Annotated in this window: 15 protein-coding genes and 2 pseudogenes; 10 read left to right on the top strand and 7 right to left on the bottom strand. The window is 61.2% G+C overall.

Annotation, left to right across the window (positions count from 1 at the left end):
- The first annotated feature begins 205 nt into the window (after positions 1 to 205).
- Complete coding sequence (gene gbcB / locus CAF76_RS04205) at positions 206 to 1,306, top strand: glycine-betaine demethylase subunit GbcB (RefSeq protein WP_064599950.1); 1,101 nt, start codon at positions 206 to 208, stop codon at positions 1,304 to 1,306.
- Between the two features lie 230 nt (positions 1,307 to 1,536).
- Here the strand turns inward: gbcB and CAF76_RS04200 are convergent, their stop codons facing one another.
- Both CAF76_RS04200 and CAF76_RS04195 read right to left on the bottom strand, forming a co-directional pair.
- Positions 1,537 to 2,361, bottom strand: coding sequence for an NAD(P)-dependent oxidoreductase (locus tag CAF76_RS04200; protein WP_085646918.1), 825 nt, complete (start codon positions 2,359 to 2,361; stop codon positions 1,537 to 1,539).
- A gap of 211 nt (positions 2,362 to 2,572) precedes the next feature.
- Entirely contained in the window at positions 2,573 to 3,613 is a 1,041-nt protein-coding gene (locus tag CAF76_RS04195; RefSeq protein ID WP_064599946.1) for a low specificity L-threonine aldolase, read from the bottom strand.
- A 128-nt stretch (positions 3,614 to 3,741) separates the two neighbouring features.
- On the opposite strand from CAF76_RS04195, the gene CAF76_RS04190 reads away from it, so the two are divergent.
- The 8 genes from CAF76_RS04190 to fdhA all read left to right on the top strand — a co-directional run bounded on the left by CAF76_RS04190 (position 3,742) and on the right by fdhA (position 13,452).
- Positions 3,742 to 4,452 (top strand): TraX family protein, encoded by a 711-nt coding sequence (locus tag CAF76_RS04190; RefSeq protein WP_085646917.1) that lies wholly within the window; start codon positions 3,742 to 3,744, stop codon positions 4,450 to 4,452.
- Positions 4,453 to 4,608: 156 nt separating this feature from the next.
- On the top strand, positions 4,609 to 5,862 hold the full coding sequence (glyA, locus tag CAF76_RS04185) for a serine hydroxymethyltransferase (protein WP_011336274.1): 1,254 nt from the start codon (positions 4,609 to 4,611) through the stop codon (positions 5,860 to 5,862).
- Between the two features lie 20 nt (positions 5,863 to 5,882).
- Complete coding sequence (locus CAF76_RS04180; protein ID WP_003206307.1) at positions 5,883 to 7,133, top strand: sarcosine oxidase subunit beta; 1,251 nt, start codon at positions 5,883 to 5,885, stop codon at positions 7,131 to 7,133.
- 13 nt (positions 7,134 to 7,146) lie between these two features.
- The gene (locus CAF76_RS04175; RefSeq protein WP_007959805.1) at positions 7,147 to 7,476 is read left to right on the top strand and encodes a sarcosine oxidase subunit delta; all 330 of its coding nucleotides are present in this window, start codon (positions 7,147 to 7,149) and stop codon (positions 7,474 to 7,476) included.
- Positions 7,473 to 10,490: a sarcosine oxidase subunit alpha gene (locus CAF76_RS04170; protein ID WP_085646916.1), complete on the top strand. Its 3,018-nt coding sequence runs from the start codon at positions 7,473 to 7,475 to the stop codon at positions 10,488 to 10,490. The genes CAF76_RS04175 and CAF76_RS04170 overlap by 4 nt, the downstream gene beginning before the upstream one ends.
- A 55-nt stretch (positions 10,491 to 10,545) precedes the next feature.
- Positions 10,546 to 11,178 carry a sarcosine oxidase subunit gamma gene (locus tag CAF76_RS04165; protein ID WP_064599941.1) on the top strand — a complete coding sequence of 211 codons (633 nt, stop codon included), beginning with the start codon at positions 10,546 to 10,548 and terminating at the stop codon, positions 11,176 to 11,178.
- Positions 11,179 to 11,190: 12 nt separating this feature from the next.
- On the top strand, positions 11,191 to 12,048 hold the full coding sequence (gene purU / locus CAF76_RS04160) for a formyltetrahydrofolate deformylase (protein ID WP_007959808.1): 858 nt from the start codon (positions 11,191 to 11,193) through the stop codon (positions 12,046 to 12,048).
- 204 nt (positions 12,049 to 12,252) lie between these two features.
- Positions 12,253 to 13,452, top strand: a complete 1,200-nt coding sequence (gene fdhA / locus CAF76_RS04155; protein ID WP_085612977.1) for a formaldehyde dehydrogenase, glutathione-independent — start codon at positions 12,253 to 12,255, stop codon at positions 13,450 to 13,452.
- Between the two features lie 78 nt (positions 13,453 to 13,530).
- On the opposite strand, the gene CAF76_RS04150 is transcribed toward fdhA, so the two are convergent.
- From CAF76_RS04150 to CAF76_RS04135, 4 genes and pseudogenes are all read right to left on the bottom strand, one after another.
- Entirely contained in the window at positions 13,531 to 13,743 is a 213-nt protein-coding gene (locus tag CAF76_RS04150; protein WP_085646915.1) for a cold-shock protein, read from the bottom strand.
- Positions 13,744 to 13,775: 32 nt separating this feature from the next.
- Positions 13,776 to 14,000 carry a hypothetical protein gene (locus CAF76_RS04145; RefSeq protein WP_085646914.1) on the bottom strand — a complete coding sequence of 75 codons (225 nt, stop codon included), beginning with the start codon at positions 13,998 to 14,000 and terminating at the stop codon, positions 13,776 to 13,778.
- Positions 14,001 to 14,074: 74 nt separating this feature from the next.
- A complete protein-coding gene (locus CAF76_RS04140) occupies positions 14,075 to 14,290 on the bottom strand; it encodes a cold-shock protein (RefSeq protein ID WP_085646913.1) in 216 nt (71 codons plus the stop codon).
- A 175-nt stretch (positions 14,291 to 14,465) separates the two neighbouring features.
- A pseudogene (locus tag CAF76_RS04135) lies at positions 14,466 to 14,681 on the bottom strand (anti-sigma factor domain-containing protein); the annotation flags it as partial.
- Between CAF76_RS04135 and CAF76_RS04130 the strand changes: the two are divergent.
- A pseudogene (locus CAF76_RS04130) lies at positions 14,682 to 15,110 on the top strand (formaldehyde dehydrogenase, glutathione-independent); the annotation flags it as partial. It abuts the pseudogene before it with no gap.
- Between the two features lie 71 nt (positions 15,111 to 15,181).
- Here the strand turns inward: CAF76_RS04130 and CAF76_RS04125 are convergent.
- Positions 15,182 to 15,394: a cold-shock protein gene (locus tag CAF76_RS04125; protein WP_085646912.1), complete on the bottom strand. Its 213-nt coding sequence runs from the start codon at positions 15,392 to 15,394 to the stop codon at positions 15,182 to 15,184.
- Positions 15,395 to 15,405 lie beyond the last annotated feature (11 nt).

Here is a 15,405-nt window from a genome sequence, read left to right as displayed (position 1 = left end):
GTTTGTGTTGAGGGCGAGTGTGGGGCCGGCGCAGGCGAGAACCTTATCCATGGGCGACATGGTGCAATCTGTTCCCGACGCGCAACCCCCGGTGGTTGGGGGCTGGTCGCGATAAGTATGTGAATGTCGCGGATAGGTAAACGGGGCGTTCGCGCTATACGCAGAATCGCCACATGAAGGCCGACAGTCGGCCGTGGAGAACAGCATGTCGAACAGCTTCCTGAATCCGGTCACCACCCAGACCTGGGCCAATGGCCGACACATCGTCCGTTGCGTCAAAGTCATCCAGGAAACCTGGGATGTGCGCACCTTCTGCTTCATGGCCGACCAGCCGATCCTGTTCTTCTTCAAGCCCGGGCAGTTCGTGACCCTGGAGCTGGAAATCGAAGGCCAGCCGATCATGCGTTCGTACACCATCTCCAGCTCGCCGTCGGTGCCGTACAGCTTTTCGGTAACCATCAAGCGCGTGCCGGGGGGCAAGGTGTCCAACTGGCTGCACGACACCCTGCATGAAGGCCAGGAGCTGGCGGTACACGGGCCGGTCGGGCTGTTCAACGCCATCGACTTCCCGAGCCCGAAAGTGCTGTACCTGAGCGGTGGCGTCGGTATCACCCCGGTGATGTCCATGGCGCGCTGGTTCTACGACACCAACGGCAACGTCGACATGACGTTCATCCATAGCGCCCGCTCGCCGAAAGACATCATTTACCACCGCGAGCTGGAACACATGGCGTCGCGGATCGACAACTTCAGCCTGCACCTGATCTGCGAGAAGCACGGGCTGGGCGAGCCGTGGGCCGGCTATCGCGGCTACCTCAACCACAAGATGCTGGAACTGATGGTGCCGGACTTCCTCGAGCGCGAAGTCTTCTGCTGCGGCCCGACGCCGTACATGACGGCGGTCAAGCGCCTGCTGGAAAACGCCGGCTACGACATGAAGCGCTATCACGAGGAATCCTTCGGCGCCACGCCACCGGAAGCCCGTGCCGACGCGGTGGAACAGGCCGAACAAGCAGCGGAAGCACCGGAAGTCCCGGCGGCGGATCTGCACTTGGTGGAATTCACCTCTTCGGACAAGAGCATCCGTGTTGCGCCGGGCGAGACCGTGCATGCGGCGGCTGCGAAGGTCGGCCTGATGATCCCGAAAGCCTGCGGCATGGGGATTTGCGGGACGTGCAAGGTGCTCAAACTGGGTGGCGAAGTGGAGATGGATCACAACGGCGGGATCACCGAGGACGACGAGGCGGAGGGGTACATTCTTTCTTGCTGCAGTGTGCCGAAGGGGGATGTTCGGATCGACTACTGATCGGAGGTGGGGCAGCCCCCTGCGCCAGGCTTGCCCCTCACCCCAGCCCTCTCCCGGAGGGAGAGGGAGCTGACCGAGGTGTCTTGCGCTATACATCGACCTGATGAAACGTGGCGATTATGGATTCGGCAAAGCAGATTCAGGTCGGCGTGTTTCTTGAGCATCCCCCAATCAGTCCCCTCTCCCTCCGGGAGAGGGCTAGGGTGAGGGGGGGCTCACAGACACACTGATCAATCCACAAACAAATCCGTCATCAACCTCGCATCACTCCCCGGTTCAAAGCGGTAATGATCGAACTCGGTCACGCCGCTTTCCCGCAAGACCTGCTCATCGATCAACAACCGCCCGGTAATCCGCCGCCCGCTGCTGCTCAAAATCACATGCGCCGCATCCGCCATGATCGCTGGCGTGCGCGCATGCTTGAACGACTCGCGATTGCCCAGCTGAAATTCGATGGCCGCCGTGGCGATCATGGTTTGCGGCCACAGCGAATTGACGCTGATCCCGTAGTTGGCGAATTCCTCGCTCATCCCGACCGTCAGCATGCTCATGCCGTACTTGGTCACGGTGTAGGGGCTGTATTGCGCGAACCATTTGCTGGCCAGATTCAGCGGCGGTGACAGGTTAAGGATGTGCCCGGAGGATTTCTTCAGGTAGGGCAGGGCGGCCTGGCTGCACAGCAACACCGCGCGGGTGTTGATCTGATGCATCAGGTCGAAACGCTTGAGCTCGATGTGCTGCACACCGGTCAACTTGATCGCCCCGGCGTTGTTCACCAGTGCGTCGATTCCGCCGAAGTGTTCGTTGGCCTGGGCCAGCGCCTGACGCACCGCGTCTTCATCACGCACATCCAGTTGCAGCGCCAAAGCCTTGCCGCCGGCCGCTTCGACTTCCGCGGCGACGCTGTGGATGGTGCCGGGCAACTTGGCGTGCGGCTCGGCGCTCTTGGCGGCGATCACGATATTGGCCCCGTCCTTTGCAGCCCGCAGCGCAATCTCGCGCCCGATGCCACGACTGGCACCGGTGATGAACAAGGTTTTGCCTTTTAGCGACATACGCAAGCTCCTGCTTATTGTTATGTGAGCGATGGCTCGACAGACAATGTAGACCAAGTCTTCAGGCGCAGAAGGTGAGGGGCGATCAGGTGGGCTTTGGTGGGAGCGAGCCTGCTCGCGATGGCGGAATATCAGCTTGCATCCATGTTGGATGTGCTGGCCTCATCGCGAGCAGGCTCGCTCCCACAGGGGGGCTGTATAAGCCGGGACTTTAGTGAGACATGACTTCGCGGATGTCGCGCGCCAGTTCACGAACGCGTTCTTCTTCGGTGTCCCACGAGCACATGAAGCGGGCGCCGCCCTTGCCGATGAAGGTGTAGAAGCGCCAGTTCCTGGCGGTCAGGGCGGCAATCGCCGGTTCCGAGAGCTGCAGGAACACGCCGTTGGCCTGGACAGGGAACATCAGTTCCACGCCCGGGATGTCGCTGACCAGTTCGGCCAGCAGCTGCGCGCAGTGGTTGGCGTGGCGGGCGTATTTGAGCCAGGCGTCGTTTTCCAGGATGCCGACCCACGGCGCCGACAGGAAGCGCATTTTCGAGGCCAGTTGCCCGGCCTGTTTGCAGCGGTAGTCGAAGTCTTCGGCCAGTTTGTGGTTGAAGAACAGGATCGCCTCACCCACCGCCATGCCGTTTTTCGTGCCGCCGAAGCACAGCACGTCGACGCCGGCCTTCCAGGTCAGGTCTGCCGGCGAGCAGCCGAGGAAGGCGCAGGCGTTGGAGAAACGCGCGCCGTCCATGTGCAGGTTCAGGCCCAGCTCCTTGCAGGTGTCGCTGATGGCGCGGACTTCTTCCGGGGTGTAGACGCTGCCGACTTCGGTGGCCTGGGTCAGGGTCACGACGCGCGGTTTCGGGTAGTGGATGTCCTGGCGCTTGAGGGCGACTTCGCGGATCGAGGCCGGGGTGATCTTGCCGTTTTCGGTGCCGGCGATCAGCAGTTTCGAGCCGTTGGAGAAGAATTCCGGCGCACCGCATTCGTCGGTTTCGACGTGGGCGGTTTCCGAGCAGATCACGCTGTGGTAACTCTGGCACAGCGACGACAGCGCGAGGGAGTTGGCGGCGGTGCCGTTGAAGGCGAAGAACACTTCGCAGTCGGTCTCGAACAGCTTGCGGAAATAATCGGAGGCGCGGGCTGTCCACTCATCGTCGCCATAGGCGCGCTGGTGGCCGTGGTTGGCCTGTTCCATGGCAGCCCAGGCTTCGGGGCAGATACCGGAGTAGTTGTCGCTGGCGAATTGTTGGCTCTTGTCGGTCATGGCCGGCTTCCGTGATCGAGGCGCTTGTGGCGCTTCGTGGGGTCAATGATGGTGCGCACTGTACCGAAGATCATCCGGGGAGCACACGGGATGTCGCTGTCAGAACTTTACAAGGATGCGAGCCGATTATGCACCTGAGCCAGCGTGACGGAGCACTCGATCTGCTCAAGTGGCTGGCGCTGCTGAGCATGCTGGTCGATCACCTGCGATATGTCGGGATCAGCGCCGATTGGCTGTATGTGCCGGGACGGCTGGCGTTCCCGTGGTTCTGCCTGGCGATGGCGGCGAATCTGGCACGGGACGGCGCGCGCAAGACCGAATGGCGTTATCTGGGCTGGTTGTTGCTGTTCAGTCTGCTCAGCGAGATTCCCTACCGTTTGTACATTCCAGAGCCCGACACGTTGAACGTGATGCCGACGCTGGCGCTGGGCCTGCTGGTGGCGCGGGGCTGGCAGGATCGAGCGCTGATTTCGCGACTGCTGGGCGTCAGTGCTTTGCTGGTGGCCGCGCTGTTCCCGGAGCGACTGATGTTCGGTTTGTTCGGTGTCCTGCTGCCGCTGGCGATGTTGCTGGTGTTTCGCAAACCCTGGTTTTTCAGCCTGTTGCCGGGCCTGCTGTGTCTGGCCGCTAATCAATGGCGGGTGCTCTACGAATCTGCGCAGTTCGGCAACATCGTCGCCATCCTCGGTATTGCGACCTGCCTGATGGCGCCATTGCTCGGAATGTTCCTGTTGCGACACGCCACTTGCCTCCACGCGCCACCCATGCGGCGCTGGGCGTATGCGCTCTATCCCGCGCATTTCATGGTTCTTCTGGCCTTGCGCCAGCTGCTTGTTTGAGTCCGTCGCCGCCGCCATGTCGTAAACGCACCTTTGCGTGGCGTCCGTAGGCATTTGACCTCCCTGCGCCGGCCATACCATCGCATCAAAGGGCACTGGCTGAACGCCGTGCCTTACCGAGACGAATGGCGCACAGATGCCGCTGGGAGAGACGCGATGTTCAGCAAGCAAGACCAGATCCAGGGTTACGACGATGCACTGCTGGCGGCGATGAATGCCGAGGAGCAACGTCAGGAAGATCACATCGAGCTGATCGCGTCGGAGAACTACACCAGCAAACGCGTGATGCAAGCGCAAGGCAGCGGCCTGACCAACAAATACGCCGAAGGCTATCCGGGCAAGCGCTACTACGGTGGCTGCGAGCACGTCGACAAGGTCGAAGCGCTGGCCATCGAACGCGCCAAGCAACTGTTCGGCGCCGATTACGCCAACGTCCAGCCGCACTCCGGTTCGTCGGCCAACAGTGCCGTGTACCTGGCCCTGCTGCAAGCGGGCGACACCATTCTCGGCATGAGCCTGGCCCACGGCGGTCACCTGACCCACGGCGCCAAGGTTTCGTCCTCGGGCAAGCTGTACAACGCCGTGCAGTACGGCATCGACACGAAGACCGGTCTGATCGATTACGATGAAGTCGAGCGTCTGGCCGTCGAGTGCAAACCGAAAATGATCGTCGCCGGTTTCTCGGCCTACTCGAAAACCCTCGACTTCCCGCGCTTCCGTCAGATCGCCGACAAGGTCGGTGCGCTGCTGTTCGTCGACATGGCCCACGTTGCCGGTCTGGTGGCTGCCGGTCTGTACCCGAACCCGCTGCCGTATGCCGACGTGGTCACCACCACCACCCACAAGACCCTGCGCGGTCCGCGTGGCGGGCTGATCCTGGCCAAGGCCAACGAAGAAATCGAGAAGAAGCTCAACGCGGCGGTATTCCCCGGCGCCCAGGGCGGCCCGCTGATGCATGTCATCGCCGGCAAGGCCGTGTGCTTCAAGGAAGCGCTGGAGCCGGGCTTCAAGGCCTATCAGCAACAAGTGATCGACAACGCCCAGGCGATGGCGAGCGTCTTTATCAAACGTGGCTACGATGTAGTGTCCGGCGGCACCGACAACCACCTGTTCCTGGTCAGCCTGATCCGTCAGGGCCTCACCGGTAAGGACGCCGACGCCGCACTTGGTCGCGCGCACATCACCGTCAACAAGAACGCCGTACCGAACGACCCGCAGTCGCCGTTCGTGACCTCCGGCCTGCGCATCGGCACCCCGGCGGTGACCACTCGCGGCTTCAAGGTGACCCAGTGCGTGACGCTGGCCGGCTGGATCTGCGACATCCTCGACAACCTCGGCGATGCCGATGTCGAGGCCAACGTCGCCCAGCAGGTTTCGGCCCTGTGCGCTGACTTCCCGGTTTATCGCTGAGCGTTCTGGAGTACATGACTATGCAACGCTATTCGGGCTTCGGCCTCTTCAAACACTCCCTCAGCCACCACGAAAACTGGCAGCGCATGTGGCGCACGCCGACCCCGAAAAAGGTCTACGACGTGGTCATCGTCGGCGGCGGCGGGCACGGTCTGGCGACGGCCTACTATCTGGCCAAAGAGCACGGCATCACCAACGTGGCCGTGGTCGAGAAGGGCTGGCTGGGCGGCGGTAACACCGCGCGCAACACCACCATCGTTCGCTCCAACTACCTGTGGGACGAGTCGGCGCACCTGTACGAACACGCGATGAAACTGTGGGAAGGCCTGTCTCAGGACCTGAACTACAACGTGATGTTCTCCCAGCGCGGCGTCTACAACCTGTGCCACACCCTGCAGGACATCCGTGATTCCGAGCGTCGGGTCAGCGCCAACCGCCTCAACGGCGTCGACGGCGAACTGCTCAACGCCAAGCAGGTCGCGGACGAAATTCCGTACCTCGACTGCTCGAAAAACACTCGCTACCCGGTGATGGGCGCAACCGTTCAGCGTCGCGGCGGCGTGGCCCGTCACGATGCCGTGGCCTGGGGCTTTGCCCGTGCCGCCGACGCCCTCGGCGTGGACTTGATCCAGCAGACCGAAGTGATCGGTTTCCGCAAGGAAAACGGCGTGTGCATCGGCGTTGAAACCAACAAGGGCTTCATCGGCGCCAAGCGCGTCGGCGTGGTCACCGCCGGTAACTCCGGGCACATGGCCAAGCTCGCCGGTTTCCGTCTGCCGATCGAATCCCACCCGCTGCAGGCGCTGGTGTCCGAGCCGATCAAACCGATCATCGACAGCGTGATCATGTCCAACGCCGTGCACGGTTACATCAGCCAGTCCGACAAGGGCGACCTGGTGATCGGCGCCGGTATCGACGGCTACAACGGCTACGGCCAGCGCGGTTCGTATCCGGTGATCGAGCACACCATCCAGGCCATCGTCGAGATGTTTCCGGTGCTGTCGCGGGTGCGCATGAACCGTCAGTGGGGCGGCATCGTCGACACCACGCCGGATGCGTGCCCGATCATTTCGAAAACCCCGGTCCCGAACATGTTCTTCAACTGCGGTTGGGGCACCGGTGGCTTCAAGGCCACACCTGGCTCGGGCAACGTGTTTGCCGCAAGCCTGGCCAAGGGTGAAATGCACCCGCTGGCCGCACCTTTCTCCATCGACCGTTTCCACAACGGTGCGTTGATCGACGAACACGGCGCTGCGGCTGTCGCCCACTAACAGGAGAAATCCCATGTTGCACATCTTCTGTCCTCACTGCGGCGAACTGCGCTCCGAAGAGGAATTCCACGCATCCGGCCAGGCGCACATCCCGCGCCCTCTGGACCCTGCAAGCTGCACCGACGAGGAGTGGGGCGACTACATGTTCTTCCGCGACAACCCGCGCGGTCTGCACCACGAGTTGTGGGATCACGTCGCCGGTTGCCGTCAGTACTTCAACGTCACCCGCGACACCGTGACCTACGAGATTCTCGAAACCTACAAGATCGGCACCAAGCCGCAATTCACCGACAAGGCTGACACTGCGAAAACAGCCACGACGGCGCTGGGAGAGAAGGTATGAGCCAGACCAATCGCCTGTCCAACGGTGGACGGATCGACCGCAACAAAGTGCTGAGCTTCACCTTCAACGGCCAGACCTACAAGGGGTTTGAAGGCGACTCGCTGGCCGCCGCCCTGCTGGCCAACGGCGTCGACATCATTGGCCGCAGCTTCAAGTACTCACGTCCGCGCGGCATCTTCGCCGCCGGTGCCGAAGAGCCGAACGCGGTGCTGCAGATCGGTGCTACCGAAGCCACTCAGATTCCTAACGTGCGCGCCACGCAACAGGCGTTGTACCAGGGCCTGGTCGCCACCAGCACCAACGGCTGGCCGAGCGTCAACAACGACATGATGGGGATTCTCGGCAAGGTCGGCGGCAAGCTGATGCCGCCGGGTTTCTACTACAAAACCTTCATGTACCCGCAATCGTTCTGGATGACTTACGAGAAATACATTCGTAAGGCCGCAGGTCTTGGTCGTTCGCCGACCGAAGTCGATCCGGACACCTACGACTACATGAACCAGCACTGCGACGTGCTGATCGTCGGCGCCGGCCCGGCCGGTCTGGCCGCAGCACTGGCAGCTGCCCGCAGTGGTGCGCGGGTGATCATCGCCGATGAACAGGAAGAGTTCGGCGGCAGCCTGCTCGATTCCCGCGAAAGTCTCGACGGCAAACCGGCGATGGAATGGGTGGCCGGCGTCATCGCGGAATTGAAGAGCACTCCGGACGTGCTGCTGTTGCCGCGCGCCACGGTCAACGGCTACCACGACCACAACTTCCTGACCATTCATGAACGCCTCACCGATCACCTCGGTGACCGCGCGCCGATCGGTCAGGTGCGTCAGCGCATCCACCGCGTCCGCGCCAAGCGTGTGGTGCTGGCGACCGGCGCTCACGAGCGTCCGCTGGTCTACGGCAACAACGACGTACCGGGCAACATGCTCGCCGGCGCGGTCTCGACTTACGTGCGCCGTTACGGCGTGGCACCGGGCAAAAAGTTGGTGCTGTCGACCAACAACGATCACGCCTACCGCGTGGCGCTGGATTGGCTCGATGCTAGCCTGCAAGTGGTCGCCATCGCCGACGCCCGCAGCAATCCGCGTGGCGCACTGGTTGAAGAGGCGCGCGCCAAAGGCATTCGCATCCTCACTGGCAGCGCCGTGATCGAGGCCCGTGGCAGCAAGCACGTGACCGCTGCCCGCGTGGCGGCGATCGATGTCAAAGGCCACAAGGTCACCAGCCCGGGCGAATGGCTCGACTGCGACCTGATCGCCAGCTCCGGCGGTTACAGCCCGGTGGTTCACCTGGCGTCGCACCTGGGCGGCAAGCCGATCTGGCGCGAAGACATCCTCGGTTTCGTACCGGGCGAAGCACCGCAGAAACGCGTGTGCGTCGGTGGCATCAACGGCGTCTACGGTCTCGGCGATTCTCTGGCTGACGGTTTTGAAGGCGGCGTGCGCGCTGCGTCCGAAGCCGGTTTCCAGGCCGTTGAAGCCGTGTTGCCGAAAGCCCTGAGCCGTCTCGAAGAACCAACCCTGGCGCTGTTCCAGGTGCCCCACGAGAAGGGCACTTCGCGGGCGCCGAAGCAATTCGTCGACCTGCAGAACGACGTGACCGCCGCCGCCATCGAACTGGCGACCCGCGAAGGTTTCGAGTCGGTCGAGCACGTCAAACGCTACACGGCGCTGGGCTTCGGCACCGATCAGGGCAAGCTCGGCAACGTCAACGGCCTGGCGATTGCCGCCCGCTCGCTGAACGTGACCATCCCGCAGATGGGCACCACGATGTTCCGTCCGAACTACACGCCGGTCACTTTCGGCGCGGTAGCCGGTCGTCACTGCGGGCACATCTTTGAACCGGTGCGTTACACCGCACTGCATCAATGGCACCTGAAAAACGGCGCCGAGTTCGAAGACGTCGGCCAGTGGAAACGTCCGTGGTACTTCCCGAAAAACGGCGAAGACATGCATGCCGCCGTCAAACGCGAATGCAAGGCTGTGCGCGATAGCGTCGGTCTGCTGGACGCTTCGACCCTGGGCAAGATCGACATCCAGGGCCCGGACGCCCGCGAGTTCCTCAACCGCGTGTACACCAACGCCTGGACCAAGCTCGACGTGGGCAAGGCCCGTTACGGCCTGATGTGCAAGGAAGACGGCATGGTCTTCGACGACGGGGTGACGGCGTGTCTGGCCGACAACCATTTCGTCATGACCACCACCACCGGCGGCGCGGCTCGCGTCCTGCAGTGGCTGGAGCTGTACCACCAGACCGAATGGCCGGAACTGAAGGTGTACTTCACCTCCGTCACCGACCACTGGGCGACCATGACCCTGTCCGGCCCGAACAGCCGCAAGCTGCTCAGCGCCGTGACCGACATCGACCTGGCCAACGAAGCGTTTCCGTTCATGACCTGGAAAGAAGGTCTGGTCGGCGGTGTGCCGGCGCGGGTGTTCCGCATCTCGTTCACCGGTGAGCTGTCGTACGAAGTCAACGTCCAGGCCGATTACGCGATGGGCGTGCTGGAAAAAATCGTCGAGGCGGGCAAGCAGTACAACCTGACCCCGTACGGCACCGAAACCATGCACGTTCTGCGGGCCGAAAAGGGCTTCATCATCGTCGGCCAGGACACCGACGGCTCGATGACCCCGGACGACCTGAACATGGGCTGGTGTGTCGGTCGCACCAAACCGTTCTCGTGGATCGGCCAGCGCGGCATGAACCGTGAAGACTGCGTGCGTGACCAGCGTAAACAGCTGGTGGGCCTGAAGCCGATCGATCCGAACGTCTGGCTGCCGGAAGGTGCACAACTGGTGTTCAACACCAAGCAGTCGATCCCGATGACCATGGTCGGCCACGTGACCTCCAGTTACGCGCACAACTCCCTCGGCTATTCGTTTGCCATGGGCGTGGTGAAGGGCGGTCTCAAGCGCATGGGCGAGCGGGTGTTCGCACCGCTGGCAGACGGCAGCGTGATCGAGGCGGAAATCGTTTCTTCGGTGTTCTTCGACCCGAAAGGTGATCGCCAGAACATCTAACTGATCGCTCCCGCGCCTGGCGCGGGAGCGACACCGAATTCAGGAAGGGTGCTTTATGACCGCAGCCAACGTTTACCAACAACGCCCGACCACCGGGGCCAAGGCCGAGTCGTCGCTGCATCACGCCGACCTCGCCAGCCTGGTCGGCAAGGGCCGCAAGACCGCCGGTGTCACCGTGCGCGAGAAGAAACTCCTCGGCCATCTGACCATCCGTGGCGATGGCCACGATGCCGCGTTCGCCGCCGGTGTGCACAAGGCGCTGGGCATTGAATTGCCGGGCGCCCTGAGTGTGATCGTCAAAGGCGAAACCAGCCTGCAATGGATGGGCCCGGACGAGTGGCTGCTGATCGTGCCGAGCGGTGAAGAGTTCGCCGCCGAGCAGAAACTGCGCGAAGCGCTGGGCGATCTGCACATCGCAATCGTCAACGTCAGCGGCGGCCAGCAAGTGCTCGAATTGAGCGGCCCGAACGTGCGTCAGGTGCTGATGAAGTCCACCAGCTACGACGTGCACCCGAACAACTTCCCGGTCGGCAAGGCTGTTGGCACGGTGTTCGCCAAGTCGCAGCTGATGATCCGCCACACCGCCGAAGACACCTGGGAGCTGCTTATTCGTCGCAGCTTCTCGGATTACTGGTGGTTGTGGTTGCAGGATGCGTCCGCCGAATACGGCCTGAGCGTTCAGGCTTGACAGGAGAAAACGATGAGCCGCGCCCCGGATACATGGATTCTGACCGCCGACTGCCCCAGCGTTCTCGGCACCGTGGACGCGGTGACGCGTTTTCTGTTCGAGCAGGGCTGTTACGTCACCGAACACCATTCGTTTGATGATCGGCTCTCGGGCCGGTTCTTCATTCGTGTGGAATTCCGTCAGCCCGACGGTTTTGACGAGCAGTCCTTCCGCGCCGGCCTTGCCGAACGCGGACAGGCGTTCGGCATGATCTTCGAGCTGACCGCGCCGAACTACCGGCCAAAAGTGGTGATCATGGTCTCCAAGGCCGATCACTGCCTCAACGACTTGCTCTACCGCCAGCGCATCGGCCAGTTGTCGATGGACGTGGCGGCAGTGGTGTCGAACCATCCGGACCTCAAGCCGCTGGCCGACTGGCACCAGATTCCCTACTACCATTTTCCCCTCGACCCCAACGACAAACCGGCCCAGGAGCGGCAGGTGTGGCAGGTGATCGAGGAGGCTGGCGCCGAACTGGTGATCCTCGCCCGCTACATGCAGGTGCTGTCGCCGGAGCTGTGCCGCAAGCTCGATGGCAAGGCGATCAACATTCACCACTCGCTGCTGCCGGGCTTCAAGGGCGCAAAACCGTATCACCAGGCCTACAACAAGGGCGTGAAGCTGGTGGGCGCCACCGCGCACTACATCAACAACGACCTCGACGAAGGGCCGATCATCGCCCAGGGCGTCGAGGCGGTGGATCACAGTCATTACCCCGAGGACCTGATCGCCAAAGGCCGCGACATCGAAGGCCTGACCCTGGCCCGGGCTGTCGGGTATCACATTGAAAGAAGGGTTTTTTTGAACGCCAACAGAACCGTCGTTCTTTAGATCGCTTTCGCGAGCAAGCCCGCTCCCACAGGGGATTTGTGGTTTGAGCAAGATGGCATGCACCCAAGAGAGCCAATGTGGGAGCGGGCTTGCCCGCGAAAGAGTCATAACTGACAACGCAAAACCAACAAGCAATAACCCGAGCATTTACGCGCTGCCTGCCTGGGCAACGCGGTTCCATAAAAACAACAGCGAGGTGAAAGCATGTCTGGCAATCGTGGTGTGGTGTATCTCGGCGCTGGCAAGGTCGAAGTACAGAAAATCGACTATCCGAAAATGCAGGATCCGCGCGGCAGGAAGATCGAGCACGGTGTCATCCTGCGTGTGGTTTCAACCAACATTTGCGGCTCCGACCAGCACATGGTGCGCGGCCGTACCACCGCTCAGGTCGGTCTGGTGCTGGGACACGAGATCACCGGTGAAGTGATCGAGAAGGGCAGCGACGTCGAAAGCCTGAAAATCGGCGATCTGGTCTCCGTTCCGTTCAACGTGGCTTGCGGGCGCTGCCGTTCCTGCAAGGAGCAACACACCGGCGTCTGTCTGACCGTCAACCCGGCCCGCGCCGGGGGAGCCTACGGTTACGTCGACATGGGCGACTGGACTGGCGGCCAGGCCGAGTACGTGCTGGTGCCGTACGCCGACTTCAACCTGCTGAAACTGCCGGACCGCGACAAGGCCATGGAGAAAATTCGTGACCTGACCTGCCTCTCCGACATTCTGCCGACCGGTTACCACGGCGCCGTTACTGCCGGCGTTGGTCCGGGCAGCACCGTTTACATCGCGGGCGCAGGCCCGGTCGGTCTGGCCGCTGCCGCCTCCGCCCGTTTGCTCGGCGCTGCGGTGGTGATTGTCGGCGACGTCAACACTGTCCGCCTGGCCCATGCCAAGGCTCAGGGTTTTGAAATCGTCGACCTGTCGAAAGACACCCCGCTGCACGAACAGATCGCCGCGCTGCTGGGCGAGCCTGAAGTGGATTGCGCAGTGGACTGCGTCGGATTCGAAGCCCGTGGTCATGGTCATGATGGCGTCAAATCCGAAGCCCCGGCCACCGTGCTCAACTCGCTGATGGGCGTAGTGCGCGTCGCCGGCAAGATCGGTATCCCGGGCCTGTACGTGACCGAAGATCCGGGCGCCGTGGACGCTGCCGCGAAAATGGGCAGCCTGAGCATCCGCTTCGGCCTCGGCTGGGCCAAATCCCACAGCTTCCACACCGGCCAGACCCCGGTGATGAAGTACAACCGCCAGCTGATGCAGGCGATCATGTGGGACCGCATCAACATCGCCGAAGTGGTGGGCGTGCAGGTCATCAGCCTCGACCAGGCGCCGGAAGGTTACGGCGAGTTCGATGCAGGCGTGCCGAAGAAGTTTGTGATTGATCCGCACAAGTTGTTCAGTGCGGCGTAAATAGATCCAAATGAAAAACGGCGCTCTTGAGCGCCGTTTTTTTTGATGAACGAGCAGTTGTTCGGTGCGGCAAAGACCTTATTCGGGGCGTACCTGTGCCGCCTGCAATCCCTTCTGCCCTTTTTCAGCTATAAAAGAAACTCTTTGTCCTTCTTTTAAGCTTTTGAATCCATCCAACTCAATGGCTTTGAAATGAACAAAAAGGTCATCACCTTCACCGTCTGGGGTGATGAATCCGTACCCTTTTTCATCATTGAACCATTTGACGGTCCCGTACAATTTATCTGACATGTTCGTGCTTCCCGTTTCGATTGATTGACGCATTACAAACGCTTAGAGAACCGGGCCGGTCTGGCTATGTCCTCGTCTTGGGCAAGTCTGATGTCGACAGCGTAATACTTGCCGTTATCACCACATACAAGGTCATAAGTGACCTTCAGCCCCGCCTTGATGTGTTTGATGATCGGATCGTCCGGGTCGATGCAGAAGATGATCGGCGGAACGTCTGGATCGAGCAGTTCTTCATGCTGTACGCATTGCTTTTCCATCACCGTACCTCCCGTCCGAGCCTGTTGGCAGACATGTATGGCTTCAGCATTGACCGACTATCGGTCAAGATCTCTCAAGTCTCGATAATCACCTCATCTGCCTGGAGGCCTTCCTGCCCTTGGATCGCAACGAAAGTTACTTTCTGGCCCTCTTTCAGGGACTTGAAGCCGTTACCCTGTATGGCCCTGAAGTGAACGAAAAGATCCGGTCCGCTTTTTTCCGGAGTGATGAACCCGAATCCCTTCTCGTCGTTGAACCACTTGCACGTACCCGATTGTCTTTCTTGCATGATCTCTACTCCCGCTTGCTGACTTGAAACCGCACGCGCAACACCTGGAAGGTGCTGCTGCGCCTTCCCGTGTTGCCAGTTCAATTTATGTAAAGCGCGGGGAAGCGGTAACTGTCAGAAATGACAGTTTTTTATACAGGATGGCTATTTGGGTTTGATGTTTGATTGCGATTTGTTACAACGCCGCCAACGCCCCTTGATACAACACCGGCCCCGTCGGCTGCCCGGTCGGCGATCCACCCTTGGGTTCAAGACTCACCGCCAGCGCCATCGGCTTGCCGATCAGCGCCTTCTGCGCCTCACTCAATTCAACCTTGCCTTTGCCGCCCGCCGGAATCACGCCCAGCGAGATCGGCTTGCCATCGGCCGGAATCGCCCACAGTTCCAGACTTGCGCGGTGGACTGCGTCGGCTTCGAAGCCCGTGGTCATGGTCACGACGGCGTCAAATCCGAAGCCCCGGCCACTGTGCTCAACTCGCTGATGGGCGTGGTGCGCGTCGCCGGCAAGATCGGTATTCCGGGCCTGTACGTGACCGAAGATCCGGGTGCCGTGGACGCTGCCGCGAAAATGGGCAGCCTGAGCATCCGTTTTGGCCTCGGCTGGGCCAAATCCCACAGCTTCCACACAGGGCAAACCCCGGTGATGAAGTACAACCGCCAGCTGATGCAGGCGATCATGTGGGACCGCATCAACATCGCCGAAGTGGTGGGCGTGCAGGTCATCAGCCTCGACCAGGCGCCGGAAGGTTACGGCGAGTTCGATGCAGGCGTGCCGAAGAAGTTTGTGATTGATCCGCATAAGTTGTTCAGTGCGGCGTAAAGTCTCACGTAATAAAAAACGGCGCCGATCAGGCGCCGTTTTTAATTGGCTTCGAAAATTGCTTCCCGCATTTACTCGATTTCAACTTCTTCCGCTTGCATCCCTTTCTGTCCTTTTGCGGCTATGTAGCTGACGGACTGCCCTTCCTTCAAGCTCTTGAAGCCATCTGCTTTGATTGCCTTGAAATGAACGAAAAGGTCATCGCCACCATTTTTCGGCGTGATGAATCCAAACCCTTTTTCATCGTTAAACCATTTGACCGTACCGCTTTCTCTACCTGCCATGTTCGTGCTTC

The sequence above is a fragment of the Pseudomonas sp. B40(2017) genome, from assembly GCF_002112855.1.
GTDB classification, from domain to species: Bacteria; Pseudomonadota; Gammaproteobacteria; order Pseudomonadales; family Pseudomonadaceae; genus Aquipseudomonas; species Aquipseudomonas pharyngis.
Note: the sequence above shows the minus strand (reverse complement) of the source record. Positions and strands in the feature narration are given on the sequence as shown.

Excerpts from the sequence above, each read along its gene's own strand:
- gbcB (WP_064599950.1), top strand. The coding sequence starts at position 206 with ATGTCGAACAGCTTCCTGAATCCGGTCACCACCCAGACCTGGGCCAAT.
- CAF76_RS04200 (WP_085646918.1), bottom strand. The coding sequence starts at position 2,361 with ATGTCGCTAAAAGGCAAAACCTTGTTCATCACCGGTGCCAGTCGTGGC.
- CAF76_RS04195 (WP_064599946.1), bottom strand. The coding sequence starts at position 3,613 with ATGACCGACAAGAGCCAACAATTCGCCAGCGACAACTACTCCGGTATC.
- CAF76_RS04190 (WP_085646917.1), top strand. The coding sequence starts at position 3,742 with ATGCACCTGAGCCAGCGTGACGGAGCACTCGATCTGCTCAAGTGGCTG.
- glyA (WP_011336274.1), top strand. The coding sequence starts at position 4,609 with ATGTTCAGCAAGCAAGACCAGATCCAGGGTTACGACGATGCACTGCTG.
- CAF76_RS04180 (WP_003206307.1), top strand. The coding sequence starts at position 5,883 with ATGCAACGCTATTCGGGCTTCGGCCTCTTCAAACACTCCCTCAGCCAC.
- CAF76_RS04175 (WP_007959805.1), top strand. The coding sequence starts at position 7,147 with ATGTTGCACATCTTCTGTCCTCACTGCGGCGAACTGCGCTCCGAAGAG.
- CAF76_RS04170 (WP_085646916.1), top strand. The coding sequence starts at position 7,473 with ATGAGCCAGACCAATCGCCTGTCCAACGGTGGACGGATCGACCGCAAC.
- CAF76_RS04165 (WP_064599941.1), top strand. The coding sequence starts at position 10,546 with ATGACCGCAGCCAACGTTTACCAACAACGCCCGACCACCGGGGCCAAG.
- purU (WP_007959808.1), top strand. The coding sequence starts at position 11,191 with ATGAGCCGCGCCCCGGATACATGGATTCTGACCGCCGACTGCCCCAGC.
- fdhA (WP_085612977.1), top strand. The coding sequence starts at position 12,253 with ATGTCTGGCAATCGTGGTGTGGTGTATCTCGGCGCTGGCAAGGTCGAA.
- CAF76_RS04150 (WP_085646915.1), bottom strand. The coding sequence starts at position 13,743 with ATGTCAGATAAATTGTACGGGACCGTCAAATGGTTCAATGATGAAAAA.
- CAF76_RS04145 (WP_085646914.1), bottom strand. The coding sequence starts at position 14,000 with ATGGAAAAGCAATGCGTACAGCATGAAGAACTGCTCGATCCAGACGTT.
- CAF76_RS04140 (WP_085646913.1), bottom strand. The coding sequence starts at position 14,290 with ATGCAAGAAAGACAATCGGGTACGTGCAAGTGGTTCAACGACGAGAAG.
- CAF76_RS04125 (WP_085646912.1), bottom strand. The coding sequence starts at position 15,394 with ATGGCAGGTAGAGAAAGCGGTACGGTCAAATGGTTTAACGATGAAAAA.